Origin of the sequence: Pseudomonas sp. A6 (assembly GCF_052367875.1) — a bacterium.
In the GTDB taxonomy this organism is placed as follows: domain Bacteria; phylum Pseudomonadota; class Gammaproteobacteria; order Pseudomonadales; family Pseudomonadaceae; genus Pseudomonas; species Pseudomonas citronellolis.
In genome coordinates this window covers 5,373,982-5,399,578 of sequence record NZ_CP198970.1, presented here as the reverse complement: position 1 = coordinate 5,399,578, position 25,597 = coordinate 5,373,982, and the positions used below count along the sequence as shown (strand labels likewise).

General features: G+C 68.0%; 22 protein-coding genes and 2 tRNA genes. 11 read left to right on the top strand and 13 right to left on the bottom strand.

From position 1 onward, the window contains the following. Positions 1–107 precede the first annotated feature (107 nt). Both ACTWJ5_RS23655 and ACTWJ5_RS23650 read right to left on the bottom strand, forming a co-directional pair. Positions 108–1,367, bottom strand: coding sequence for an MgtC/SapB family protein (locus ACTWJ5_RS23655; protein WP_444436678.1), 1,260 nt, complete (start codon positions 1,365–1,367; stop codon positions 108–110). A 602-nt stretch (positions 1,368–1,969) separates the two neighbouring features. Further along, positions 1,970–5,446 carry a PAS domain-containing hybrid sensor histidine kinase/response regulator gene (locus ACTWJ5_RS23650; RefSeq protein WP_444436677.1) on the bottom strand — a complete coding sequence of 1,159 codons (3,477 nt, stop codon included), beginning with the start codon at positions 5,444–5,446 and terminating at the stop codon, positions 1,970–1,972. Positions 5,447–5,697: 251 nt separating this feature from the next. Between ACTWJ5_RS23650 and ACTWJ5_RS23645 the strand changes: the two genes are divergently transcribed. The 3 genes from ACTWJ5_RS23645 (at position 5,698) to ACTWJ5_RS23635 (ending at position 9,693) form a co-directional block, all read left to right on the top strand. Then, positions 5,698–6,267: a GNAT family N-acetyltransferase gene (locus tag ACTWJ5_RS23645; protein WP_116423104.1), complete on the top strand. Its 570-nt coding sequence runs from the start codon at positions 5,698–5,700 to the stop codon at positions 6,265–6,267. A 9-nt stretch (positions 6,268–6,276) separates the two neighbouring features. After that, positions 6,277–7,137, top strand: a complete 861-nt coding sequence (locus ACTWJ5_RS23640) for an AraC family ligand binding domain-containing protein (protein ID WP_444436676.1) — start codon at positions 6,277–6,279, stop codon at positions 7,135–7,137. Positions 7,138–7,818: 681 nt separating this feature from the next. Beyond that, on the top strand, positions 7,819–9,693 hold the full coding sequence (locus ACTWJ5_RS23635; protein ID WP_444436675.1) for an MFS transporter: 1,875 nt from the start codon (positions 7,819–7,821) through the stop codon (positions 9,691–9,693). 49 nt (positions 9,694–9,742) lie between these two features. Here the strand turns inward: ACTWJ5_RS23635 and ACTWJ5_RS23630 are convergent, their stop codons facing one another. From ACTWJ5_RS23630 to rdgC, 4 genes are all read right to left on the bottom strand, one after another. Beyond that, complete coding sequence (locus ACTWJ5_RS23630) at positions 9,743–9,952, bottom strand: cold-shock protein (RefSeq protein WP_009620558.1); 210 nt, start codon at positions 9,950–9,952, stop codon at positions 9,743–9,745. Positions 9,953–10,143: 191 nt separating this feature from the next. After that, a complete protein-coding gene (sugE, locus tag ACTWJ5_RS23625; RefSeq protein WP_009620556.1) occupies positions 10,144–10,458 on the bottom strand; it encodes a quaternary ammonium compound efflux SMR transporter SugE in 315 nt (104 codons plus the stop codon). 142 nt (positions 10,459–10,600) lie between these two features. Beyond that, positions 10,601–11,545 (bottom strand): bile acid:sodium symporter family protein, encoded by a 945-nt coding sequence (locus ACTWJ5_RS23620; RefSeq protein ID WP_253392329.1) that lies wholly within the window; start codon positions 11,543–11,545, stop codon positions 10,601–10,603. Positions 11,546–11,815: 270 nt separating this feature from the next. After that, the gene (gene rdgC / locus ACTWJ5_RS23615) at positions 11,816–12,736 is read right to left on the bottom strand and encodes a recombination-associated protein RdgC (protein WP_444436674.1); all 921 of its coding nucleotides are present in this window, start codon (positions 12,734–12,736) and stop codon (positions 11,816–11,818) included. Positions 12,737–12,914: 178 nt separating this feature from the next. Between rdgC and ACTWJ5_RS23610 the strand changes: the two genes are divergently transcribed. The 7 genes from ACTWJ5_RS23610 (at position 12,915) to ACTWJ5_RS23580 (ending at position 16,168) form a co-directional block, all read left to right on the top strand. After that, positions 12,915–12,990 (top strand) — tRNA-Val (locus tag ACTWJ5_RS23610). Positions 12,991–13,005: 15 nt separating this feature from the next. After that, positions 13,006–13,082: transfer RNA gene (locus tag ACTWJ5_RS23605), tRNA-Asp, on the top strand. Positions 13,083–13,313: 231 nt separating this feature from the next. Continuing rightward, positions 13,314–14,051 carry an FKBP-type peptidyl-prolyl cis-trans isomerase gene (locus ACTWJ5_RS23600; protein WP_009620550.1) on the top strand — a complete coding sequence of 246 codons (738 nt, stop codon included), beginning with the start codon at positions 13,314–13,316 and terminating at the stop codon, positions 14,049–14,051. Between the two features lie 368 nt (positions 14,052–14,419). Beyond that, positions 14,420–14,845 (top strand): YkvA family protein, encoded by a 426-nt coding sequence (locus tag ACTWJ5_RS23595; protein ID WP_261747949.1) that lies wholly within the window; start codon positions 14,420–14,422, stop codon positions 14,843–14,845. 167 nt (positions 14,846–15,012) lie between these two features. Next, a complete protein-coding gene (locus ACTWJ5_RS23590; RefSeq protein ID WP_074981566.1) occupies positions 15,013–15,330 on the top strand; it encodes a helix-turn-helix domain-containing protein in 318 nt (105 codons plus the stop codon). Then, positions 15,327–15,692, top strand: coding sequence for a hypothetical protein (locus ACTWJ5_RS23585; protein ID WP_009620544.1), 366 nt, complete (start codon positions 15,327–15,329; stop codon positions 15,690–15,692). The genes ACTWJ5_RS23590 and ACTWJ5_RS23585 overlap by 4 nt, the downstream gene beginning before the upstream one ends. Further along, the gene (locus ACTWJ5_RS23580; RefSeq protein WP_074981568.1) at positions 15,689–16,168 is read left to right on the top strand and encodes a hypothetical protein; all 480 of its coding nucleotides are present in this window, start codon (positions 15,689–15,691) and stop codon (positions 16,166–16,168) included. Before ACTWJ5_RS23585 ends, ACTWJ5_RS23580 begins: the two co-directional genes overlap by 4 nt. Positions 16,169–16,175: 7 nt before the next feature. On the opposite strand, the gene ACTWJ5_RS23575 is transcribed toward ACTWJ5_RS23580, so the two are convergent. Further along, a complete protein-coding gene (locus ACTWJ5_RS23575; RefSeq protein WP_116423109.1) occupies positions 16,176–17,924 on the bottom strand; it encodes a GGDEF domain-containing protein in 1,749 nt (582 codons plus the stop codon). Between the two features lie 97 nt (positions 17,925–18,021). Next, positions 18,022–20,103 (bottom strand): carboxy terminal-processing peptidase, encoded by a 2,082-nt coding sequence (locus ACTWJ5_RS23570; protein ID WP_116423110.1) that lies wholly within the window; start codon positions 20,101–20,103, stop codon positions 18,022–18,024. A gap of 152 nt (positions 20,104–20,255) precedes the next feature. Here ACTWJ5_RS23570 and ACTWJ5_RS23565 point away from each other — a divergent pair, with 152 nt between their 5' ends. Then, entirely contained in the window at positions 20,256–21,218 is a 963-nt protein-coding gene (locus tag ACTWJ5_RS23565; RefSeq protein ID WP_253409751.1) for an NAD(P)H-quinone oxidoreductase, read from the top strand. Between the two features lie 255 nt (positions 21,219–21,473). On the opposite strand, the gene ACTWJ5_RS23560 is transcribed toward ACTWJ5_RS23565, so the two are convergent. From ACTWJ5_RS23560 to ACTWJ5_RS23540, 5 genes are read right to left on the bottom strand one after another with little or no spacing between them, the layout of a single operon-like run. Continuing rightward, the gene (locus ACTWJ5_RS23560; protein WP_444436673.1) at positions 21,474–22,127 is read right to left on the bottom strand and encodes an HAD family hydrolase; all 654 of its coding nucleotides are present in this window, start codon (positions 22,125–22,127) and stop codon (positions 21,474–21,476) included. Next, positions 22,127–23,122 (bottom strand): ABC transporter ATP-binding protein, encoded by a 996-nt coding sequence (locus tag ACTWJ5_RS23555; protein WP_444436672.1) that lies wholly within the window; start codon positions 23,120–23,122, stop codon positions 22,127–22,129. The genes ACTWJ5_RS23560 and ACTWJ5_RS23555 overlap by 1 nt, the downstream gene beginning before the upstream one ends. Then, positions 23,119–23,907, bottom strand: coding sequence for an ABC transporter permease (locus tag ACTWJ5_RS23550; protein ID WP_074981581.1), 789 nt, complete (start codon positions 23,905–23,907; stop codon positions 23,119–23,121). The genes ACTWJ5_RS23555 and ACTWJ5_RS23550 overlap by 4 nt, the downstream gene beginning before the upstream one ends. Then, a complete protein-coding gene (locus ACTWJ5_RS23545; RefSeq protein WP_444436671.1) occupies positions 23,891–24,733 on the bottom strand; it encodes an ABC transporter permease in 843 nt (280 codons plus the stop codon). The genes ACTWJ5_RS23550 and ACTWJ5_RS23545 overlap by 17 nt, the downstream gene beginning before the upstream one ends. Continuing rightward, positions 24,730–25,539: an alkaline phosphatase family protein gene (locus tag ACTWJ5_RS23540; protein WP_444436670.1), complete on the bottom strand. Its 810-nt coding sequence runs from the start codon at positions 25,537–25,539 to the stop codon at positions 24,730–24,732. The genes ACTWJ5_RS23545 and ACTWJ5_RS23540 overlap by 4 nt, the downstream gene beginning before the upstream one ends. Between the last annotated feature and the right edge of the window lie 58 nt (positions 25,540–25,597).

Here is a 25,597-nt window from a genome sequence, read left to right as displayed (position 1 = left end):
AAGGTGCTTTTCGTAGGATGGGTTGAGCTTGCGAAACCCATGCGGTCATGGCGATGGGTATCGCTTCGCTCCACCCATCCTACGGGCGTTGCATTGGCTCGCCTGATCTACACGAAGAGCAGCGTCAGCGCCCCCGCGGCGAGGCCGGCGACCATCACCGGTACGCAGCGCAGGGCCAGCCGGGCGCCGCCGACCAGGGCGATCAGGGCGGCCTTGACCAGGCTGTTGCTGACCACGGCGAGGACGATGCCGTGCCCGGCCACTTCGGCGCCCAACCCGCCCAGGGCGTTGCTGGCCAGGGACAGGGTGATGGCGTCGACGTCGGCCAGGCCCGAGAGCAGCGCCACCAGGTACACGCCGACGTCGCCCAGGTAGCGGTGCCCGGCCTCGACCAGGAACAGGATCAGCGCCAGCAGGGCGGCGAAGCGCAAGGCCGGGCCCAGTTCGAAGGGGTTCTTCAGCGGCGGTTCGCTGGTGGCGGGCGTCTCGTCCCGGCTGGCGCGCTGCCAATACAGCAGCGCGCCGCCGGCATAGATCAGGGTGGCGACGATCAGCGGCGGCAGCAGGTTCGGCAGCAGCTCGGCGTTGACCAGGCCGACCTCCAGGGCCACCCGCGGGAACATCAGCGCCGAGGTGGCCAGCAGGCCGGCGGCCAGCAGCGGTTGCAGGCGGCGCTGCTCGTGCATGCCGGCGAGGGTGAGGGTCATCGCCGTGGACGACACCAGGCCGCCGAGCAGCGCGGTGATCAGCAGGCCGTGGCGGGTGCCGGTGAGGCGCACGGCGACGTAGGCGGCGAAGCCCAGGCCGGCGATCAGCACCACCATCCACCAGTTGGCGTAGGGGTTGAACACCTGCCAGGGGCCGTAGCCCTGGTTGGGCAGCACCGGCAGCATCACCACCGAGATGAACAGCAGCTTGAAGGCCGCCGAGAGTTCGCGGGCCTCCAGGTGCTTCAGCGCCGCATGCAGGGATTCCTTCAGGCTCAGCAGCAGCGCCACCACCACGCCGCCGCCGGCGGCCAGCAGGCGGCTGTCGGCCACTGCCAGGCTGCCCAGCAGGAAGGTGGCGAGCAGGGCGACCTCGCTGGTCATGCCCTGGTCGCCGCTGCGGCCCACGTCGGCCAGGTAGCCGGCCACGGCCAGCAGGCCCACCAGCAGCGCCATCACCGCCCAGGCCCAGACGCCGAAGTGCCCGGCCAGCAGCGCGCTCAAGCCGCCCAGCAGGCCGGCCAGGGTGAAGGTGCGGATGCCGGCGACCTGGCGGATGTCCTCGAAGTCGCGCTCGCGCCAGCCGCGCTCGGTGCCGACCAGCAGGCCGATGGCCAGGGCGGTGGTGAGGTCGAGGACGAGTTCCATGTGGTCCAGCATCGTGGGACGGCTCCGTGCGGGGATGCTGGGAGTCTAGAAGCTGGCGGCGTGGAGGGGGTGTTCCAGGTCAAGCCGGGGATGCCATTCGTGATTCGCGGCGGGACGTCCGGCTATCGCGGACAAGGTTCCGGTGGGCATGGCTTCTCGTAGGAGCGAGCTTGCTCGCGAACAGACTTCGCTGCGGGGCTCATTCGCGAGCAAGAACTAGGCGTCCCCCTCGATCCTACGAAGAGCGCCCCGACGCGGCCGGCAAGACAGGTGCTCCTACGAGGGAATGCCATGCCTCTCCATGGGCTGTAGGAGCGGGCCCTGCCCGCGATTCGCGCGCAGGGCGCGCTCCTACAAGGGAATGGCGTGGATGGGGCGGCGTAGGAGCGGATCTCATCCGCGAATCGCGCCGGTGGTCCCGGCTATCGCGGACAAGGTCTGCTCCTACGGGGGAGGAATACCGTGCCTCCCGGAACCGTAGGGCGGATAACCGTTCGCGGTTATCCGCCGATACGCCGGGGTCACAGCCAACGCCAAGGTCAACCCAGGAGCCGCCGGCAAGCAAGGCCAGGCGGCGGATAACGCCGTAGGCGTTATGCGCCTACGACGTCCGCTCAGCGCAAGCTCAGGTGCCGGCTCAGCAGTGCCCGTAGCGCCGCCGGTTTCACCGGCTTGGCGAGGAATTCCAGGCCGGCGGCGTGGATCTGCGCCACCAGCTCGGGGCGGGCGTCGGCGCTGATCACCACGCCGGGCACCGGTTCGCCCAGGCGCGTGCGCAGCCAGGCCATCAGTTCGGCGCCGGTCTCGCCGTTGTCCAGGTGGTAGTCGATCAGCGCCAGTTCCGGGCGCGCGTCGCTGTCCAGCAACTGCTCGCACTCGGCCTTGCTGCGCGCGGTGAGCACGCGGCAGCCCCAGCGGCTGAGCAGGCTGTTCATGCCGACCAGGATGCTGTCCTCGTTGTCCACGCACAGCACCTGGGCGCCGTTCAGCTCGGTGGGCACCTCGGCCTTGTGGCCGTTGAGCTCGGCCGGCGCCGGTTGCCGCGCCAGCGGCACGCTGACGCTGAACACGCTGCCCTTGCCCGGCCAGGAGCGCACCTGCAAGCGGTGGCCGAGCACCTTGCACAGCCGGTCGGCGATCGCCAGGCCCAGGCCCAGGCCCTTCTCGGCGCGGGTCTGGTGGCTGTCCAGGCGCTTGAATTCCTCGAAGATCACGCTGAGCTTGTCCTCGGGGATGCCCGGGCCGCGGTCCCACACCTCCAGGCGCAGGTGCCCGTCCTCGCGGCGCACGCCCAGCAGCACGCGGCCCTTGGCGTAGCGGAAGGCGTTGGTCAGGAAGTTCTGCAGCACCCGGCGCAGCAGCTTGATGTCGCTGTCCACCCGCAGCTTGCTGCCGCGCAGGTGGAAGTCGATGCCCTGTTCCTGGGCCAGGGCGCGGAACTCGGCGCCCAGCGGGTCGAGCAGGGCGCTGAGCGGGAAGGCCGCGCGCTCGGCGCTGACGCGGCCGCTTTCCAGGCGCGAGATGTCCAGCAGGTCGGTGATCAGGTCCTCGGCCGAACGCAGCGAGGAGTCCAGGTGGCGCACCAGGTCGCTGGACTCGCTGGGCAGTTCGCTCTGCGCCAGCGCCGCGGAGAACAGCCGCGCGGCGTTCAGCGGCTGCATCAGGTCGTGGCTGACCGCGGCGAGGAAGCGCGTCTTCGACTGGTTGGCGGCCTCGGCGGTGCCCTTGGCCTCGGTCAGCGCCTGGTTCAGCTGGGAGAGTTCCTGGGTGCGTTCCTCGACGCGCTGCTCCAGGCTCTCGTTGGCTTCCTTGAGGCCGTGCTCGGCGTCGCGGAACGCGGTGATGTCGGTGAAGCTCATGACGAAGCCGCCGCCGGGCATGGGGTTGCCGATCAGCTCGATGACGCGGCCGTTGGGGAACAGCCGCTCGGAGGTGTGCGGGGTGCCCTGGCGCATCCAGTACAGGCGCTTGGCCACGTGCAGGTCGGGGTCGCCGGGCCCGCACAGGCCGCGCTCGGCGTTGTAGCGGATGATGTCGGCGATCGGCCGGCCGACGTGGATCAGCCCCTCGGGGTAGTCGAACAGCTCGATGTAGCGGTGGTTCCAGGCCACCAGGCGCAGCGACTGGTCGACCACGCTGATGCCCTGGGTGATGTTCTCGATGGCGCCCTGCAGCAGGGCGCGGTTGAATTGCAGCACCTCGGAGGCTTCGTCGGCGATCTTCACCACGTCCTCTACCTGCATCTCGCGGCCTTCGATGGCGGCCTTCACCACCGCGCGCGCCGAGGAGGCGCCGAGCACGCCGGCGAGCAGGCGCTCGGTGTGGGCGATCCACTCGTCGTTGGCGTTCTGGCTGGGCACGAAGCCCTTGCCCTGGCGGTAGGCGAAGCGGATGAAGCTCTGCCGCGCGCGCTCCTCGCCGACGAAGCGCGCGGCGAGCATCAGCAGGTCTTCCAGTTGCACCGCCAGCATCGAGCGCGAGCTGAGCCGCTGGGAGATTTCCTGGCCGATGAAGCGGCTGGCCTGCCAGTGCTCGGAGACGCGGGTGCGGGAGAACACCGAGACCAGGCCGAACAGGGCGAAGTTGCCGATCAGCGAGAGCAGTACGCCGAGGGTCAGCGGCTCGATGTTGATGCCGAAGGGGTGGGCGGCCAGCCAGGTCAGCCCGGGGAAGTGTTCCAGCGGCCAGCCCAGGCTGCGGGCGATCACCGGCAGCACCAGGGTGTAGGCCCAGAGCGCGGCACCGGCGGCCAGGCCGGCGAACACGCCGCGGCGGTTGGCCTGCTTCCAGTACAGCGCGCCGATCATCGCCGGGCCCAGCTGGGCGATGGCGGCGAAGGCGATCTGGCCGATGGTCGCCAGGCTCGCGGTGGAGCCCAGCAGGCGGTAGCTGACGTAGGCCAGCAGGAGGATCAGCGCGATGCTCACCCGGCGCACGGTCAGCAGCCAGTGGCGGAACACCTCGAACGGCTGCTCGGCATCGGTGCCCTTGCGGCGCAGCAGCCAGGGCAGCAGCATGTCGTTGGAGACCATGGTGGACAGCGCCACGCTGGCCACGATGACCATGCCGGTGGCCGCCGAGGCGCCGCCGATGAAGGCCAGCAGCGCCAGCGCCGGGTGCGCTTCGGCCAGCGGCAGGCTGATCACGAAGGAGTCGGGGATGACCCCCGCCGGCAACTGCAGCTGCCCGGCCAGGGCGATGGGCACCACGAACAGCGCGGCCAGCACCAGGTAGGCGGGGAATACCCAGCGCGCCAGGTTGAGGTCGCGCGGCTCGATGTTCTCCACCACCAGCACGTGGAACTGCCGCGGCAGGCACATGATGGCGGTCATGGCCACGCCGGTCTGCAGCAGCATGGCCGGCCAGTGCACGGTCTCCTGCCAGTACTCGGCCAGCTGCGGGGCGTCACGGGCCCTGTCGAACAGGTCGCCGAAGCCGTCGTAGAGGCCGAAGGTGACGAAGATGCCCACGGCGAGGAAGGCGGTGAGCTTGACCAGCGACTCGAAGGCGATGGCCAGCACCATGCCGCGGTGGTGCTCGGTGACGTCCAGGCTGCGGGTGCCGAAGACGATGGTGAACAGCGCCAGCACCAGCGAGACGATCAGCGCCGTGTCCTGGGCGCGGCTGCCGCCGGAGTCGGCGCCGGCGCCGATCAGGAGGTTCACGCCCAGGACGATGCCCTTGAGCTGCAGGGCGATGTAGGGCAGCACGCAGACCACGCAGATCAGCGCCACCACCACCGCCAGGGCCTGGGACTTGCCGTAGCGCGCGGCGATGAAGTCTGCGATGGAGGTGATGTTCTCCTGCTTGCTGATCATGATCATCTTCTGCAGCACCCAGGGCGCGAAGAGCATCAGCAACACCGGGCCGAGGTAGATCGGCAGGAACGACCAGAGCTGGCCGGCGGCCTGGCCGACGGCGCCGAAGAAGGTCCAGCTGGTGCAGTACACCGCCAGCGACAGGCTGTAGACCCAGGCGCGCAGGCGCGGCGACAGGGGCGCGCGGCGGCGGTCGCCATAGAAGGCGATGGCGAACAGGATGGCCATGTAGAGAAGGGCGACCGTAGCGATCAGCCCACTGGACAACGACATGCGAACTCCGACAAATCGACTCGCTCCCCCGCAGGAGCTGCTGGGATGCAGTTTCGCACCAAAGTCCGATGCTGTCAGAACCCCTGCGACCAAGGTCTCAGAGGCCGCTTGCCGCAGTGGGAAAGCGCTGGTAGCTTTGCCGGCCTTTTCGCCCGGGGCCCGTCCGTCGCGCCCTGGCGCCGCTGTGGCACTATTGCCGGGCACCGGGTTCCGATAGGAGCCGGCGGAAAGTCGAGGTACGAGGAGGGGCCATGTTCAGACCGTCACCCATCACCCTGCAGCGCGGTGCGCTGCGACTGGAGCCCATGGTCGAGGCCGACGTGCCGGACCTGGTGGCGCTGGCCGAGGCCAACCGCGAGGCGCTGAGGTTCATGAGCGCGCCGCAGCGCCCGGACTGGTACCGCAACAGCCTCGCCGAGCAGCGCGAGGGCCGCGCCCTGCCGCTGGTGGTGCGCCTGGGCAACCAGCTGGTGGGCACCACCCGCTTCATGGACTTCCTCCCGGCGCTGCCGGCCTGCGAGATCGGCGGCACCTGGCTGGATGCGGCGCAGCACGGCACCGGGCTGAACGCCAGCATCAAGTACCTGATGCTGCGCCAGGCCTTCGACAACTGGAAGATGGTCCGCGTGCAGCTGAAGACCGCCGCCAGCAACCTGCGCTCGCAGCGCGCCATCGAGAAGCTCGGCGCGGTGCGCGAGGGCGTGCTGCGCAACCACCGGCGCCTGGCCGGCGGGCGCCTGGACGACAGCGTTCTCTACAGCATCACCGACCTGGAGTGGCCGCAGGTGAAGGCCGCCCTGGAAGCCGGCTTCATCGGCTGAGGCCCCGGCATGCCCCTCGACAGTGCCCATGGCGAGCAGACGCGCTTCTGGCGGGCCCAGGAACTGGGCGGCCTGGAGTTGCTGCACGCGCGCTTCATCGAGCAGCGCTTTGCCCCCCATGTCCACGAAGGCTTCGCCCTGGTGCTGATCGAGCAGGGCGCCCAGCGCTTCCGCCACCGTGGCGCCGAGCACCTGGCGCCCAGTGGCAGCCTGGTGCTGATCAATCCCGACGAGGTCCACACCGGCTCCAAGGCCCACGAGGCGGGCTGGCTGTACCGTGGTTTCTATCCGGAGATCGGGCAGGTCGGCAGCGTGCTCGACGAGCTGGAGCTGGGTGGCCGCGGCCTGCCCACCTTCGACGCCAGCGTGCTGCACGATCCCGAGCTGAGCCGGGCCTTCCTGCACGTGCACCGCCTGCTGGAGTCCAACGCCAGCAGCCTGGAGCGCCAGACCTGCTGGCGCGAGACGCTGCTGTTGCTGTTCCAGCGCCACGCGCGGGTGCCCGAGGCGCGCCCGGCCGGCCAGGAACCGCAGGCGGTGGCCCGTGCCCGCGAGCTGCTGGCGGCACGGCTGGTCGAGCCGCCGTCGCTGGAGGAGCTGGCGGCGGTGGTGAACCTGTCGCCCTTCCATTTCGCCCGGGTGTTCCGCAAGGCCACCGGCCTGCCGCCCCACGCCTGGATCAAGCAACGCCGCCTGGAACAGGCCCGCGCCCTGCTCAAGGGCGGCTGCGCGCCGGCCTCGGTGGCGGCGCAACTGGGCTACGCCGACCAGAGCCACCTGAGCCGCCAGTTCAAGCAGGCCTACGGCGTGGCGCCGGGGGAATACCGCCTGGCCTGCGGACGCTCCGGCCTGTCACCCGGCAACCTGTAGGAGCGGGCCCTGCCCGCGATTCGCGCGCAGGGCGCGCTCCTACATGGAATGGTGCGGCGGCGGCGTAGGAGCGGATCCTATCCGCGAATCGCGCCGGGGGTTCCGGCTATCGCGGACAAGGTCCGCTCCTACGGGGGAGGAATACTGTGCTCCTACATGGAATGGTGCGGGTGGGGCGGCGTAGGAGCGGATCTTATCCGCGAATCGCGCCGGGGGTTCCGGCTATCGCGGACAAGGTCCGCTCCTACGGGGGGAGGAATACCGTGCAACCTGTAGGAGCGGGCCCTGCCCGCGATTTCGCGCGCAGGGCGCGCTCCTACATGGAATGGCGTGGGTGGGGCGGCGTAGGAGCGGATCTTATCCGCGAATCGCGCCGGGGGTTCCGGCTATCGCGGACAAGGTCCGCTCGGGGGAGGAATACCGTGCAACCTGTAGGAGCGGGCCCTGCCCGCGATTCGCGCGCAGGGCGCGCTCCTACAAGGGAACACCGCGGGTGGGGCGGCGTAGGAGCGGATCTTATCCGCGATTTCGCCCCGGCCTGTCCGGTCATGCGAGAGGCAATTCGGAATTTTTGCCCGTGGATGTGGCCAGAGGCATCGCAGTTGCAGTCAAATCTGCGACGGACGCCGCGGCGTCCTCCCGGCCCGCTTTCGGGGTCGCCTGACCAGGTACACACGGACGATGAGCCAACACTCGCAATTCGCCCTGCTGGGCTCCCGGCGTTTCCTGCCGTTCTTCATCACCCAGCTGCTCGGCGCCTTCAACGACAACATCTTCAAGCAGTCGCTGATCCTGGCGATCCTCTACCACCTGAGCGTCGGCGGTGACCGCAATCTGCTGGTCAACCTCTGCGCCCTGCTGTTCATCCTGCCGTTCTTCCTGTTCTCCGCCCTGGGCGGGCAGTTCGGCGAGAAGTTCAACAAGGACGCGCTGATGCGCGCCCTGAAGGCCGCAGAGATCGTCATCATGCTGGTCGGCGCCGCGGGCTTCCTGTTCGGCAGCCTGCCGCTGCTGTTCCTCGCCCTGTTCGCCATGGGCACCCATTCGGCGCTGTTCGGCCCGGTGAAGTACTCGATCCTGCCGCAGCACCTGCGCGACGACGAGCTGGTCGGCGGCAACGCCCTGGTGGAGATGGGTACCTTCCTGGCCATCCTCGCCGGCACCATCGGCGCCGGCGTGCTGATGTCGCGCCAGGCCTACGCGCCGGCGGTGGGCGTCGCCGTGGTGCTGGTGGCTATCTGCGGCTTCCTGGCCAGTCGCGGCATTCCCCGTGCCGCCGCCGCGCTGCCGCAGCTGCAGCTGGACTGGAACATCTTCAAGCAGTCCTGGGCCATCCTGTGCCTGGGCCTCGGCCAGCGCCCGGCGGTGTCGCGCTCGCTGGTGGGCAACTCCTGGTTCTGGTTCCTCGGCGCGGTCTACCTGACGCAGATCCCCACCTACGCCAAGGAGCTGCTGCACGGCGACGAGAGCGTGGTGACGCTGATCCTCACCGTGTTCTCGGTGGGCATCGCCCTGGGCTCGATGCTCTGCGAGAAGCTTTCGGGCAAGAAGGTGGAGATCGGCCTGGTGCCCTTCGGCTCCATTGGCCTGAGCCTGTTCGGCATCCTGCTGTGGTGGCACAGCGGCGGCTTCCCCGTCGGCGCCGCGCCGTTCACCTGGCTGGAAGTGCTGGAGCATCCGCAGAGCTGGGCGGTGCTCGGCGACATCCTCGGCATCGGCATCTTCGGCGGCTTCTACATCGTGCCGCTGTACGCCCTGATCCAGGCGCGCACCGAGGAGGACAAGCGGGCCCGGGTAATCGCCGCGAACAACATCCTCAACGCGCTGTTCATGGTGGTCGCCGCCGTCGTCTCGATCCTGCTGTTGTCGGTGGCCAAGCTGAGCATCCCGCAGTTGTTCCTGGTGCTGTCGCTGATGAACGTCGCGGTGAACGTGTACATCTTCAAGATCGTGCCCGAGTTCACCATGCGCTTCCTGGTCTGGCTGCTCAGCCACTCCATGTACCGCGTCGACCACCAGAACCTCGAGGCTATCCCCGACGAGGGCCCGGTGGTGCTGGTGTGCAACCACGTGTCCTTCGTCGATGCGCTACTCATCGCCGGCTCCATCCGCCGCCCGGTGCGCTTCGTGATGTACTACAAGATCTTCCGCCTGCCGGTGCTCAACTTCATCTTCCGCACCGCCGGCGCCGTGCCCATCGCCGCGCGCCACGAGGACGAGCGCATCTACGAGGAGGCCTTCCGCCGCGTGGCGCAGTACCTGAAGGACGGCGAGGTGGTGTGCATCTTCCCCGAGGGCAAGCTGACCGCCGACGGCGAGATGAACGAGTTCCGCGGCGGGGTGGAGCGGATCATCGAGGAAACCCCGGTACCGGTGATCCCCATGGCGCTGCAGGGCCTGTGGGGCAGCTTCTTCAGCCGCGACCCGGACAAGGGCTTCTTCCGCCGCTTCTGGTCGCGCGTGTGCCTGGTGGCGGGGCAGCCGCTGCCGCCGCAGGAGGCTGGGCGCCAATACCTGCAGGCGCAGGTGGCTGGCCTGCGCGGCAACGCCCGCTGAAACGAAAAAGCCCCGGCAGAGCCGGGGCTTTTTCACAGGGGTGCGAGGTTCAGATGACCTGAACTTCGTCCGCCTGCAGGCCTTTCTGGCCTTCTACAACGATGAAGGAGACCTTCTGGCCTTCCTGCAGCGACTTGAAGCCATTGCCCTGGATGGAACGGAAGTGAACGAACAGGTCGCCACCGTTTTCCTGGGTGATGAAGCCAAAGCCCTTGGCATCGTTGAACCATTTGACGGTGCCGGTCTGACGATTCGACATGGAATTACACCTTGAACGTTGTGGTTTGCTGCACGGCGTTACCGCCGCCTGTTCTGAGTTGCAAGGTGTGGGCCGGGCCGAACGAAGAGCGTCGCCGCCTTCAGGTCATCAGCCGTGACGATCCTGGCAAGCACAGTTGCCGCAGCATACCGGGACTTTTCCGGGAAAGCGACAGGACGGACGTGCCGATTTCAATGGCTTAACTTCAGCCCGACCAGGCCGCAGAGGATCAGCGCGATGCTGAGCAGGCGCAGCGGGGCGACGGATTCGCCGAACAGCAGGATGCCGAGGGTCACCGTGCCCAGCGCGCCGATGCCGGTCCAGATGGCGTAGGCGGTGCCCAGCGGCAGGTGTTTCATGGCAAGGCCCAGCAGGCCGATGCTGGCGGCCATGGCCAGCGCGGTCAGCACGCTGGGCCACAGGCGGGTGAAACCTTCGGTGTATTTCAGACCGACGGCCCAGGCCACTTCGAACAGGCCGGCGAGGAAAAGGATGAACCAGGACATGGGGACCTCCGAGGGTAGTCGATGGCAGGGCCGTCCCCGTCGGTGCACCAGGCGGTGGTGAGGTCGTCCTCACGATGTGCAGTATTTTGCACAATCTGGCCCGGGCGGCAACCTGTGCAGGTGCCGCCCGGGCCAGCAGGTTTCAGGAGGTCTGTTCGGGCTTGTCCGTCAGGCGGCGGAACCAGCTCGACAGGGTGGCCCCGGAGATGTTGTGCCAGACGCTGAACAACGCGCTGGGCACCGCCGCCAGCGGCGAGAAGTGCGCGCTGGCCAGGGCCGCGCCAAGCCCGGAGTTCTGCATGCCGACTTCCAGGGCCAGCGACTTGCGCTGCGCCAGGGGCAGGCCGAAGACGCGCCCGGCGAGGTAGCCGAGGAGGAAGCCGAAGCTGTTGTGCAGGATCACCACGGCCATGATCAGCAGGCCGGACTCGGCGATCTTCGCCTGGCTGGCCGCCACCACCGCCGCGACTATCACCACGATGCACACCACCGATACCAGCGGCAGCACTTCCACCACCTTGCCCACCCGCGCGCCGAACAGGCGCTGGGCGACCACGCCGAGGGCGATGGGCAGCAGCACCACTTGCAGGATCGACCAGAACAGCTCGGCGAAGGACACCGGCAGCCAGGCCGAGGCCAGCAGCCAGATCAGCGCCGGCGTCAGCAGCGGGGCGAGCAGGGTGGTCACCGCGGCGATGGCTACCGACAGCGCCAGGTCGCCGCGGGCGAGCCAGGTCATGACGTTGGAGGCGGTGCCGCTGGGGCAGCAGCCGACCAGGATCACGCCCACGGCGATCTCCGGCGGCAGGTGCAGCAACTGGCACAGCAGCCAGGCCACGCCGGGCATGATGACGAAGTGGGCGACTACGCCCAGGCACACGCGCCAGGGGTGGCGCGCCACTTCGGCGAAGTCTTCCAGCTTCAGCGTCAGGCCCATGCCGAACATGACGATGCCGAGCATCGGCACTATCGCCGGCGCCAGCAGGCGGAACCACTGTGGCGCGAGGAAGGCCAGCACGGCGAACAGCAGTACCCAGAGGGCGAAGGTGTTGCCGACGAAGCGGCTCAGCAAGGCGATGGCGCGCATGGACGGTGATCCCTGTCGTTATTGTCGGGCCGGCGCCATGTGGGGCGCCGACCTTCTGAAGAACCTGTTCACGATCTCGCGAGCTAGAGCAGAACAAGGCGCAACGACCAACGGGAGTAACAGCCGAAGGCTGGCCCGAAGGGCGAGCGCAGCGAGTCAAACAGGCGAGGGAGGCACCGGGCTCGCGTTCGAGTTTAGTCCGCTAAATGAGCATCACTCGCCTGTTTTCAACGCAGTTATGCCGACGCGCAGCAGATCGTGGGCTGGTTCTTAGACGCCCTGGGGGATTTCCTCGCCGCCCAGCGCCTCGAACAGCGCCGGCAGGAACTGGCCGAAGGTCAGCATCATCAGGATGAAGCTGGCGTCGAGCTGGCCGAGGGCGTCGTCGCCGCCGTCCTTCTCGGCCTGCTCCTGCAGCAGTTCCTCGAAGCGCAGGCGCTTGATCGCCAGCTTGTCGTCGAGCACGAAGCTGAGCTTGTCCGACCAGGCCAGCGCCAGCTGGGTGACCAGCTTGCCGGAGGACAGGTGCAGTTGGATCTCGTCGCTGGTCAGGTCCTGGCGCTTGCAGCGCACCACGCCGCCGTCCTCGTGGGTGTCGCGCAGTTCGCACTCGTCGAGCACGAAGAAGTCGCCGGCGGCTTCCTGGGTCTTCACCCAGTCGGTGAGGGTGGCGCTGGGCGCGACCTTGACGCTGAGCGGGCGCACCGGCAGCGAGCCGAGGGCCTCGCGCAGGGTGGAGAGCAGGTCCTCGGCCTTCTTCGCGCTGGCGGTATCGACCAGGATCAGGCCCAGCTCCGGGGCGATCGCCGCGAAGGTCGAGGAGCGGCGGATGAAGGCGCGCGGCAGCAGGCTCTGGACGATCTCGTCCTTGAGCTGGTCGCGTTCCTTCTTGTAGACCTTGCGCATCTGCGCGGTCTCGATCTCGTCCACCTTGTCCTTCAGCGCATCGCGCACCACGCTGCCGGGGAGGATGCGCTCCTCCTTGCGCGCGCTGATCAGGTAGAAGCCCTGGCTGACGTGGGCCAGGGGGGCGTCGGGGCCCTTGCCGAAGGGCGCGGTGAAGCCGTAGGTGGTCAGTTCCTGGCTGGCGCAGGGGCGCGCCGGCTTGCTGGCCAGGGCTTTCTCGAGGGCATCGGCATCGATCTGCAGATCCTGGGTGAGGCGGTAGACGAGCAGGTTACGGAACCACATGAGGGTCAAACTCCCGGACACAAAGGACTGCATTATTCCCACAGCGGCGGTCCAGGCCAAGCCCATGGCGTTTCGCCGGCGTTTTCCTAAGCCTTTGGAACGGCAGAAAAAAATTTTCACGCGAGGGCTTGCCAGGGTGCGAATGCCTCCGTAGAATGCGCCCCACTTCGAGAGTGAAGGGTGATTAGCTCAGCTGGGAGAGCATCTGCCTTACAAGCAGAGGGTCGGCGGTTCGATCCCGTCATCACCCACCAAACTCGAGGTCCGACGCAGCGGTAGTTCAGTCGGTTAGAATACCGGCCTGTCACGCCGGGGGTCGCGGGTTCGAGTCCCGTCCGCTGCGCCATATTCCAAGCCCTCAGGCAGAAATGCCTGGGGGCTTTGTCTTTTCCGGCTCCGGAAAAGGCCCGCGTGCGACGCCGTTCGCAACGCCTATCCTGTTAATTTTTCTATAAGTTTGCCGTGGGAACTTATCCCCCGGCAGTGGTTCCTATTGCCCATAGCCATTGGCCGCGGCGCCCTGATAAGCTCGCGGTTTCATCGAAATGCCAGCATGGCAATCAGACAAGGAATCAGCATGAAACAACATCGGTTGGCGGCAGCGATCGCACTGGTCGGCCTGGTTCTCGCGGGCTGCGATCAGCAGGCTGCCAATGTGGAGCTCAAGACGTCGGCGCAGAAGGCTTCCTACGGCATCGGCCTGAACATGGGCAAGAGCCTGGCCCAGGAAGGCATGAACGATCTGGACTCCAAGGCCGTCGCCCAGGGCATCGAAGATGCCATCGGCAAGAAGCCGCAGCGCGTCACCGATGAAGAGCTGACCCAGGCGTTCACCGACCTGCAGAAGCGTTCCGAGGAGCGCATGGCCAAGCTGAGCGAGGAAACCCTCAAGGCCGGCAAGAAGTTCCTCGAGGACAACGGCAAGCGCGAAGGCGTGGTCACCACCAAGTCCGGCCTGCAGTACGAAGTGGTGAAGAAGGCCGACGGCCCGCAGCCCAAGGCCACCGACGTGGTCACCGTGCACTACGAGGGCAAGCTGACCGACGGCACCGTGTTCGACAGCTCCATCCAGCGCGGCAGCCCCATCGACCTGCCGGTCAACGGCGTGATCCCGGGCTGGGTCGAAGCCCTGCAACTGATGCACGTGGGCGAGAAGATCAAGCTGTTCATCCCCAGCGAACTGGCCTACGGCTCGCAGAGCCCGAGCCCGACCATTCCGGCCAACTCGGTGCTGGTGTTCGACCTGGAACTGCTGGGCATCAAGGACGCCAACCAGGCCGGCGGCGAGCAGCCGCAAGCCCCGGCGCAGAACTGAGTACATTCGTACCAAGAGGACGCCCCGCTCGTGCGGGGCGTTCCTGTTTCTGCAGGAAGATGGCGCTGCCCCGCGGCTGACCAGCCAGTCGGAAAGGGCGTAGTCTGGTGCGGGATGTTACCCTTATGCACATATATGTCGCAGCCGTGGTTACGGCCGGTGCTTGACAGCGAAGGGTGATATCGAATAGCCGCAACTGTATGATTTTTATAAGGTTTCCCGAGCTGAACAAAAAATCGCCGATCTGTCTGTAGGCCGCTGGCGACGGGCTTTCCGGCGCGGAGACCGGATACTTTCAACAGAGTTATCCACAGGAAAGGTGGATAACCCAAACGTCCCCCGGCGACACCGCCGGGACGAGGTGCCCGATGAAGAAACCCGCCGGTTTCGACCGTTATCTGGCCCTGGCCGAACGCTTTCTTGCCCGGGGCCGGGTACCGGCGCTGCTGTTCGCCGTGGCGCGCAAGAGCGCGCGCCTGAAGCTGGTCAAGGCCGACCTGCGCCTGCTGCAGGAACTCGCCCTGGCCACCGTGCGCGGGCAGTATCGCCAGCTCAACCCCAGGGCGCTGCTGGCCGTGGTGGCGGCGCTGCTGTATTTCCTCTCGCCGCTGGACATGATTCCCGACTGGCTGCCCGGCGTGGGCCTGCTGGACGACTTGGCGGTGCTGGCCTGGGTGGTGCGCCACTGGCAGGCCGAGCTGGATGCCTTCAAGGTCTGGCGCGATGCGCAGAGCCGCGAGACGCGCCAGTCCCTGGCGCTGTTGCCCAGGCCGGAGCGCCCGGCGCGCGGCTGAATCATCCACCGAAGCGTGCGCGGCTTCGCGATGCCGTGCGCGCCGATGCGCCCGATGAGGCCGAGCGGCGTTTCATGGGCGATACTATCAAGGGTCGGAATGCCGGGCAGGCGCCAGTGGTTGCCGTCATTGCCCGTTGAAATGCCGACATGCAAGGAGTGTTGTCGATGAATGTGCAAGTGATCACGCGAGACGGCGAAGCGGAGTACGCCGTGCTTCCCTGGGCCGACTACCAGGCGCTGCTGGCCGCTGCCGGCGCCCGCGCCGCCCAGCCCCCGGCGGCTGCCGTCACGGTGGCAGCGCCGACCGCCTCCTGGCGCGAACTGCGCGAGGCGCGTGGCCTGTCCCTGGAGAGCGTGGCCCGCGAGGTGGGGATCAGCCCGTCCTACCTGGGGATGATCGAAAGCGGCGAACGCGAGGTCAGCGAAGCCATCGAGCACGGCCTGCGTCGCGCACTGGGAGCGAAGTCGGAGTCGGCATCTTGAGCGTGCATATCAGCCGCAAGCATTGGCAGGGCTTGCTGGACGAGCTGGAAGACGCGCGCCGCCAGCGCCACCTGCTGACCTACCGGGCACTGATCGAGCGCCTGCAACTGCCGACCCCGGCGATGACCACCCTGACCGCGGCCCTGGAACACCTGGCGCAGCTCGATGCCCGCGCCGGCCGGCCGCTGCGTAGTTCGCTGGTGATCAGCCAGGGCGCCAGCCGCCTGCCGCGCACCGGGTTCTTCGAGTGCGTGGAGCGCCTGGGACGCTTCTCCGGCGCTTCTGACGGCCCGGCGGCGGCGGGCTGGCATGCCGCCGAGGTGGTGCGGGTGTTTGAATTCGACTATCCGGAAGAGCCGTGAGCCGCGAGTTCGTCTGGCGCCTGCGCGCCCGCCTGTCCTACGCCGTGGCGCGACGCCTGATGGGCTGGCCCTGGCTGGTCCGCCAGCCGCGCGCCTGGCAGTGGATGCAGGGGCAGTTCTCGCGCATGGCCAACCTCGGCGACGTGGCTGCGCAGAGCTTCTACGGCCACCTGCTGCTGTTCCGCGGCCAGGGTTTCGGCGCCCGCGAGGAGGGCCTGCGCCTGCTCGCCCTGGCGGCTGCCGGCGGTGATGCCAAGGCTGCCTACCAACTGGGCGTGCAGGCCCTGCAGGGCAGCGCGCAGCGGCAGCCGGACGGCGCCGCTGCGGCGCGCCACTGGGCCCAGGCCGCCGAGGCCGGTCATCCGCTGGCCGCGCGGCGCCTGGCCGAGCTCTATCGCGACGGGGCCGAAGGCCTCGCCGCCGATGCCGAGCAAGCCGAACGCTACCAGGCCGTGGCTGCGCGTCTCGGACTCTGAGCGGCTTCTATTCCAGCGTGATGACGTGCCGGCTGTAGCCCGGCACTTCCTTGGCGTGGCGCTTGGCCTCGGAGGCGATGCTCGCCAGTTGCGCCGCGTCCAGGCGCTCGCCGGCGCCGGGCTTGAGGTGCACCACGCCCACCGACAGCGACAGTAGCGGGAACTCCTGGCGCTGGCCGCGGCGGTTGTAGGCGACGAAGCAGCCGGCCTGCAGGTGCTCCTGGTTGTAGAAGCGCCGGCACTGGCCCTGGAAGTCCTCCAGCAACTGGTTGAGGCGGTTGCGCCAGTCCCCGGAGGTGAACACCAGCATGAAGTCGTCGCCGCCGATGTGGCCGACGAAGTCGCAGCCGGGGTCCACCCGGTCGCTCAGGCATTGCGCCAGGCACAGCAGCACCTCGTCGCCGCGGGCGTAGCCGTAGAGGTCGTTGAAGGGCTTGAAGCTGTCGATGTCGACGTAGCACACCGCCGCCTCGCGCTCCTGTTGCAGCAGGCGGCCCAGGCACTGCTGGATGGGCACGTTGCCCGGCAGCAGGGTCAGCGGGTTGGCGTAGCGCGCCTGGCGGATCTTCAGTTCGGTGATCAGCTTGAGCACGTCGATCACCCGGCCCAGGCCGAGGTAGCGGCCGCCCTGGGTGATGATGAAGTCTTCCTCGATGCGCTGCCGCGCGCGGCTGGTGAGCAGGCGGCTGACTTGCTGCAGCGACTGGCTGCGCTCCACCGCGAGAAAGTCCTCGCTCATCAGCCGGCTGATCGGCTTGCGCGCGTACAGCTCGGTGCCGAAGGGCTTGAGCAGGGCATCGGAGAGAGCGTGGCGGTGGACGATGCCCACCGGCTGCTGGTGCTCGTCGAGCACCGCCAGGGCGTTCAGGTTGGCCTGGGCGCGGAACGCTTCGAGTACCTCGGCGATCGGCGTATCGCGGCCCACCGCCGGCTGTTCCAGCAACAGCGGGCGCAGGTCGGCCTGTTCCTCGCCGTGCAGGGCGTCCGTGCGGTCGAGGTCCGGCAGCAGCCCGCGGACCTCGCGCACCGGCTGTTCCTGCGGGCGGCCGATCAGGTAGCCCTGGACCAGGTCGACGCCCATCTCCGAGAGCACCGCCAGTTCCTCCGGCAATTCGATCCCCTCGGCTATCACCTGGGCGCGGGAGGCGTGGGCCATCTTCAGGATGGAGCCGACGAACTCGCGCTTGACGCCGTCCTGGTGGATGCCGTCGATGAAGTGGCGGTCGATCTTCACGTAGTCCGGGCGCAGCTCCGACCACAGGCGCAGGCTGGAGTAGCCGGCGCCTAGGTCGTCCAGGGCGATGCAGAAGCCCATGGCGCGGTAGTGGTGCAGCGCGGTGTCGAGCAGGCCGAAGTCCTCGATGGGCGCCTGCTCGGTCAGCTCGATGACCACGTCGCCCGGCGCTATGCCGAGGGTCTGCAGCAACTGCAGGGTACGGCCGGGCTGGTGGTTGGGGTCCAGCAGTGACTCGGGGGCGACGTTGAGGAACAGCTTGCCGCCCAGCCCCAGCTCGTGGAAGCGCTGGCAGGCGCGGCGCCGGCAGAGCACGTCCAGCTCGCTCAGGCGGCCGGCGTGGCGCGCGGTGCTGAACAGCGTGAGGGGGGAGTGCAGCGGGCTGTTGGAGGGGCCGCGGGTGAGGGCCTCGTAGCCTACCAGGCGCCGCTCGGAGAGCGACACTATGGGTTGGAACAGACAATGCAGGTCGCCGTGAGCGATGATCTGGGCCAGCGCGCTCAACTGCTCGGTGACGGTCATGACGGTTCTCTGTGGGGTGAAAAGACGAAGGGCCGGTCTCCCGGCCCTTGCGCATTTCACTACTGAGTCATGACTGTTTCGTGACGACTCCGCTCTTTCAGTGCTTGGCCACCGCAGAGCTGAGCGTCAGGTAGTCCAGCAGGATGTGCCCGGACTCGGTGAGGTAGGCGTCGTCCTGCGGCTTGGTCTTGTCGTCGTCCGGCAGGGCGTTGTCATCCTCCTGCTTGAGTTCCTTCAGCGGCTCCTGGCCCTTGGATTTGCGCAGTGCGTTCTCCATGGCCAACTGGCGGCCCTCGATGCTGCTCTGCTGGGCGCGGCGCTTGGCCTCGTTCAGGCTGACGGTCTTCTCCTTCATCAGCTCCTGGGCCAGGGCCAGGCGCTGGCGGGCGTAGACGAAGTCGGCATTGTTCGCGGTGCGCGCGTCGTGCTGGGTCTTCAACTGGTCGAGGAACGGCTTGAAGGGGTCGCTCTGCGCCGACAGCACCGGGCGGATGGTGTCCCAGGGCATGGAGTCGGGCAGGGCGCTCTCGCCGATTTCCTTGTCGTCGACGATGGACGGGTAGCTGATGTCCGGGATCACGCCCTGGTGCTGGGTGCTCTGCCCGGAGACGCGGTAGAACTTGGCCAGGGTCAGCTTCAGCTCGCCGTGGTTGAGCGGCTGGATGGTCTGCACGGTGCCCTTGCCGAAGGTCTGGCCGCCGACGATGAGCGCGCGGTGGTAGTCCTGCATGGCGCCGGCGAAGATTTCCGAGGCCGAGGCCGAGAGACGGTTGACCAGCACGGTCATCGGCCCGGTGTAGAAGGCCTGGCCCTCGTCATCGTTGAGCACGTCGACGCGGCCGTCGCTGTTGCGCACCAGCACGGTCGGGCCCTGGTCGATGAACAGGCCGGTCAGCTCGGTGGCTTCCTGCAGGGAGCCGCCGCCGTTGTTGCGCAGGTCGATGACGATGCCGTCGACCTTGTCCTTCTGCAGCTCGCCGATGAGCTTCTTCACGTCGCGCGTGGTGCTCTTGTAGTTCGGGTCGCCCGCGCGGTAGGCCTTGAAGTCCAGGTAGAAGGCCGGCACGTCGATCACGCCGAGCTTGTAGTTGCGGCCGTCGTGGTCGAGGGTGATTTCCGACTTCTTCGCCGCCTGGTCTTCGAGCTTCACCGCCTCGCGGGTGATGGTGACGATCTTGCTGGTCTGGTCGTTCGGCGCGTTGGTGGACGGAATCACTTCCAGGCGCACCTGCGAGCCCTTCGGCCCGCGGATCAGCTTGACCACCTCGTCCAGGCGCCAGCCGACCACGTCGACCATCTCGCCCTTGCCCTGGGCGACGCCGATGATCTTGTCCGAGGTGGCGATCTGCTTGCTCTTCTCCGCCGGGCCCGCCGGCACCAGGCGCACGACCTTGACGTAGTCGTTGTCGCTCTGCAGCACCGCGCCGATGCCCTCCAGGGAGAGGCTCATGTTGATGTCGAAGTTTTCCGCGCTGTCCGGCGACAGGTACTGGGTGTGCGGGTCGTAGGTCTGCGCGAAGGCGTTGATGTAGGCCTGGAAGATGTCTTCGCTGCGCGTCTGTTCCAGGCGCATCAGCTGGTTCTTGTAGCGCTTGGTCAGCTGTTCCTGGATGGCCTTGTCGTCCTTGCCGGCGATCTTCAGGCGCAGCACCTCGTCCTTGACCTTCTTGCGCCAGAGGTCGTCGAGTTCGGCGCTGTTCTTCGCCCACGCGGCGTTCTCGCGGTCGATGGTCAGGCTCTCGTCGGCCTTGAAGTCGAGCTTGTCGACGCCCTTGCCGAGCATCGCCAGGGCGAAGTCCAGGCGCTCCTTGAGGCGGTCCAGGTGACGCTTGTAGATGGTGAAGCCGGGGTCCAGCTCGCCGCTCTTGAGGAAGTCGTCGAACTGGGTGCGCCAGGGCGCGAACTGGGCGATGTCGCCGGCGGTGAAGTACATCCGCGACGGGTCCAGGGCCTTGATGTAGGCGTCGTAGATCTTCGCCGAACGGTCGTCGTTGAGCGGCGGCTTGCTGTAGTGATGGCGCTTGAGCAGCTCGACGATGTTGAGGCTGGCGATCACCTGGTCACGGTCCGGCTGCAGGCCGTCCCAGGAGTTCTGGCCGGCGGAGGGCGCGGCGAACGAGGACAGGGCGCTGGCGCCGAGGACCAACAGCAGGGCGGTGCGGGGCAGAAATCGCTTCATGCTTAATCGACTGGGTGCGGAGTTATGACGCATATTAGGCCGTATCTGGCGTCGCCGGGTTCCAAGCTTGTCGAGATTGGGCTCTGGCGCGACGAGCGAAGAGAAAGGCCCGACCGACGTGGTGCGGGCCGTGCAAGCACTATGGAGGTAGCGTGAACGCATTGCAAGGTATCGAAGGGCGGGTGGAGTGGGCCGAGCGCGCCGCGCCGACCTGCGGGGCTGGGCAGGTGCGCATCCGCGTGGCCGCCGCCGGACTCAACCGCGCCGACCTGCTGCAGCGCGCCGGGCTCTACCCGCCGCCGCCGGGGGCCAGCGACGTGCTCGGCCTGGAATGCGCCGGGGTGATCAGCGAGGTGGGCGCCGGCGCCACCTGGCAGGTGGGCGACCGCGTCTGCGCGCTGCTGGCCGGCGGCGGCATGGCCGAGGAAGTGGTGGTCGACGCCCGCCACGTGCTGCCGGTGCCCAACGGCCTGTCGCTGGCCGAAGCGGCGGGGTTGCCGGAGGTGTACGCCACGGCCTGGCTCAACCTGTTCCAGCTGGCTGGCCTGCAGCCGGGCGAGAAGGTCCTGCTGCACGCCGGCGCCAGTGGCGTGGGCTCGGCCGCCATCCAGTTGTGCAAGGCCTTCGGCAGCCCCTGCTGGGTCAGCGTCGGCTCCGCCGACCGGCTGGCCTACTGCGAGGCCCTCGGCGCCGAGGGCGGCGTGCTGCGCGGTGAGGGACTGGAATCGCTGCGCGACTTCGCGCCCTTCGACGTGATCCTCGACCCGGTGGGCGCCAACTACGCGGCGCTCAACCTGCAGGTGCTGCGCCAGGACGGCCGCTGGGTGGTCATCGGCCTGATGGGCGGACGCAAGGCCGAACTGGACCTGGCGCTGCTGCTGGGCAAGCGCATCCAGCTGACCGGCTCGACGCTGCGCAGCCGCGACGCCGACTTCAAGGCGCAACTGATCGCCGAGCTGGGCACCCGCGTCTGGCCGCTGTTCGCCAGCGGCCAGCTGCAGCCGCGGCTGGAACGCCAGTTCGCCGCCAAGGATGCCGAGCAGGCCTTCGAGGCCCTGGCCAGCAACCAGGTGCAGGGCAAGGTGGTGCTGCTGGTCGACGAGAGCCTGGCCTGACGGGCGGTTCCGCACGGTGTTTCCCTCGAATCCGTAGGAGCGGATTCATCCGCGATCCGGCCGACGGGCCGGCTCCGGCATATCGCGGACGGAGTCCGCTCCTACGACCGTGCTTTCCTGGAGGTGTAGGAGCACCTGTCTTGCGCAGAGGTGCTCTTCGTAGGATGGGTTGAGCTTGCGAAACCCATGCTGTCGTGGCGATGGGTATCGCTTCGCTCAACACCATCCTACGACGGTACTTCTGTAGGCGCGTCCTCAGCGCCAGGCGAGGATTTCCCAGCCGTGTTTTTCCGCCTCGCCGCGCAGTACCGGGTCGGGGTTGACCGTGTGCGGGTTGCCGACGCGGTGCAGCAGCGGCAGGTCGTTGCGCGAGTCGGAATAGAAGTGCGCGGCGGCCAGCGGGTTTTCGTCGCCGCCGAGCCAGTCGAGCAGGCGGATGATCTTGCCGTCGCGGTAGGTCAGCACGCCCTGGGTGCGGCCGGTGTAGTGGCCGTTCAGCACCTCCAGGTCGATGGCCAGCACGTCCTGGATACCGATGCGCTCGGCGATCGGCTGCACCAGGTGCACGCCGGAGGCGGAGATCACCAGCGGGCTGTCGCCGGCGGCGCGGTGGCGCGCCAGGGTGCGGCAGGCGTCGTTGTAGATCAGCGGTTCGATGACGTCCTCGACGTAGGCCTCCACCTCCCGCTCAACTTCCTCGACGCTGCGCCCGGCCATGGGCTCCAGGCTGAAGGCCATGTAGGCCTCCATCGACAGCTCGCCCAGGGCATAGCGCGCCATCAGCTCGGCGTCGCGGCGGATGAAGGATTCGCCGTCGACCCAGCCCAGCTCGGCCATGCGCCGGCTCCACAGGCTGGCGCAGTCGCCGTCGATGAGGGTTTCGTCAAGGTCGAAGATCACCAGGGCCATCAGGCCACCTCCCGGATGCTTTCATGATCGATCGCCAGCGCCAGTTGGCTGCCGGCCGGATAAAGGCGTTCCGCGCTGCGGTTGAGCACGTCCACCGTGAGTTCGACGCCGTTGGCCCGCACCCGGTAACGGATGACGTTGCCCAGCAGGCTGTGGGACAGCACCTGGGCGGCGATGCCGTCGCCCGCATCCACGCTCAGGCGCAGGGATTCCGGGCGGATCGCCACCTGCCCGGCGAAGGGCCGGCCGAGCAGGCGGCCGGCCTGCTCGGCGTCGAGCAGGTTGTAGTTGCCGATGAAGCCGGCGGCGAAGGCGTCGGCCGGCGCGGTGTAGAGGGTTTCCGCGTCGCCGCTCTGGACGATGCGCCCGGCGTTCATCAGCACGATGCGGTCGGACAGCGTCAACGCCTCCTCCTGGTCGTGGGTGACGAACACCGTGGTCAGCTGCAGCTCCTGCTGGATGCGCCGGATCTGCTCGCGCAGGTGCTTGCGGATGCGCGCATCCAGGGCCGACAGCGGCTCGTCGAGCAGCAGCAGGCGCGGGCGGGTGACCAGTGAGCGGGCCAGGGCCACGCGCTGGCACTGGCCACCGGAGAGCTGGTGCGGGTAGCGCGCGGCGTACTGGCCCAGTTCGACCATCTCCAGCACCTCGGCCACCCGGCTGGCGGCCTCCGCGGCCGGCACCTTGTGCATGCGCAGGCCGAAGGCGACGTTCTGCTGCACGGTCATGTTGGGGAACAGCGCGTAGCTCTGGAACACCATGGCGATGCCGCGCTTCTGCGGCGGCAGCGGCACCAGGTCCTGGCCGTCGACCAGGATGCGCCCGCTGTCCACCGCGGTGAGCCCGGCGATGCAGCGCAGCAGGGTGGACTTGCCGCAGCCGCTGGGGCCGAGCAGGGTGACGAACTCGCCGCGCCGGGCGGCGAAGTCGATGTCCTGGAAGACCTGGGTATCCCCGAAGCTCTTGTCCAGGCGTTCGACGCTGAGGAAGCTCATGTGCGGTCCTTGTTCAGGCGGTTGGCGGCCCAGGTCAGCAGCAGGATGAAGAGGAAGTAGGAGACCACCACCGCGCTGGTGTAGTGGCCGCTGCTGTTGCGCATGTTGTTGAGGAAGACCTGCAGCGTCTCGTAGCGGGTGCCGACCAGCAGGTTGGCGAAGACGAACTCGCCGATGAGGAAGCTGAAGGACAGGAACAGCGCCACCATCAGGCCCTTGCGCAGGTTCGGCAGCACCACCAGCAGGGCCGCCTGCCAGGTGCTGGCGCCCAGCAGCTGGGCGGCGTCCATCAGGTCGTGCAGGTTGATCGCCTGCAGGTTGTTGCCGATGGCCCGGTACATGAACGGCAGGGCGATGGTGAAGTAGCAGCCGATGAGGATCCAGGGCGTGCCGGTCAGCGGCAGGGGACCTGCGGCATACAGCTGCAGCAGGCCCACCGAGGAGACCACCGGCGGCACCGCGAAGGGCAGCAGGATGAGCACGTTCATCAGCGCGTCCAGGCGCGGGAAGTGGTAGTGCACCACGAACATCAGCGGCAGGATCAGCAGCACGCTCAGCAGCAGCGCGCCGAAGCACACCAGCAGCGACTGGCCGAAGGCGGTGAGGAAGCGCGGGTCGGTCCACAGCGCCAGGTACCACTTCAGCGTCAGGCCGTCGGGCAGCACGCTGGCCGACCACTGGGTGGCCAGGGAGTAGAGCAGGGTGGCGGCCAGCGGCAGCAGCAGGATCAGGAACAGGGCCCAGACCACCAGCCGGTGGTACAGCGGGCTAGCGTTTCTGGACATGATAGCTCCGTCGCAGCAGCCACTGGTGGGCCAGGGTGATGACGGTCATCAGCCCGACCAGGATCATCGCCAGGGCGCTGGCCATGTTCGGGTCGAGGAAGACGTCGCCGGAGACCAGGCCGGCGATGCGGATCGGCACCACGTTGAAGTTGCCGGTGGTCAGCGAGTAGACGGTGGCGTAGGCGCCCAGGGCGTTGGCCAGGAGGATGACGAAGGTGCCCAGCAGCGCCGGCGTCAGCACCGGGATGCCGATGTGCCGCCAGAACTGCCAGTGGTTGGCCCCCAGCAGCGCCGCCGACTCGCGCCAGTCCTCGCGCAGGGCGTCGAAGGCCGGGTAGAGCAGCATCACCCCCAGGGGAATCTGGAAGTAGGTGTAGAGGATGATCAGGCCGGTCTTGGAGTAGAGGTTGAAGTCCTCGATCAGCCCGGCCTGCTTGAGCAGCAGGGTGATGGCGCCGTTGAAGCCGAGGATGATGATGAAGGCGAAGGCCAGCGGCACCCCGGCGAAGTTGCTGGTCATGTTGGCGAAGGCCATGACGAAGTCGCGCAGGCGGCTGTCCACCTGGCGCAGCGAATAGCTGCCGAGCACGGCGATGGATAGGCCGATCAGGCTCGACCACAGGGAAATCTCCAGGCTGTAGCGGATCGCTTGCAGGTAGAAGGGCGAGGCGAATATCTCGGCGAAGTTGCCCAGGCCCCAGGCGTCCTCGCTGCGCAGGCTGTTGATCGCCACCCACAGCAGCGGGGCGATCTGGAAGGCGAAGAAGAACAGCGCGAAGGGCAGCAGGCAGAGCAGGGCCAGGCGCTTTCCGCGGTTCGCGCTCATGGCCGCAGCAGTCCTTGGCAGACCGGCTTGTCGTGGGCCGCGCCGAGGATTTCGCAGAGGCTGCCGCATAGCTCGACCTGGCGCGGGCGCACCTGGTCGTCGAGGCTGAAGGCCTCGCCGAAGACGAACAGCGGCACCTCGCGCTCCTCGGGGAGGATGCCGCCGTGGGTATGGTCGTCGTTCATGCCGTGGTCGGCGGTGACCATCACCTGGTAGCCGGCGGCCAGCCACTGGTGCAGGTATTCCGAGAGCAGCACGTCGGCCTGGCGCGCGGCGTTGCGGTACTGGGCACTGTTCAGGCCATGGCGGTGGCCGGCGTCGTCGATGTTCATCGGGTGCGCCAGCAGCACGTCGGGCTTGTGGCGGCGGCGCAGGTGCTCGGCGTCGGCCAGCAGGTGCGAGTCGGGGTAGTGGTCGGTCCAGTAGAAGTGGCCGAACTGGATCGGCAGCGCCGCGTCCTCGGTGTGGCGGTCGCGGGCCGCGTCGAAGGGCGAGCGGTTGTACAGCTCGCTGACCCAGTGGTAGGCCGCCGCCGCGGTGCTCAGGCCGGCGTCGCGGGCGTAGTGGAACAGACTGAGCTCCCTCGACAGGCGCGACACCTGGTTGTGCAGGATGCCGCTGTCAATCGGCGCGACGCCGGTGAGCAGGCATTCGTAGAGCGGCCGCGACAGCGACGGCAGCTCGCACTGCAGGCGGTAGAGGCGGCCGCGGCCGGCGTTGCAGAGTGCCTGCAGGTGGCCCATGCAGTCATGGGCGACGCCGTAGTTGAGGCCGTCGAGAATGACCAGGATGACGGGACGGGACATCGTAGCTGCCTGTGTCGGGGAAACCGGAACGGGCGCCCCCGGCCATGGCCGGGGGCGG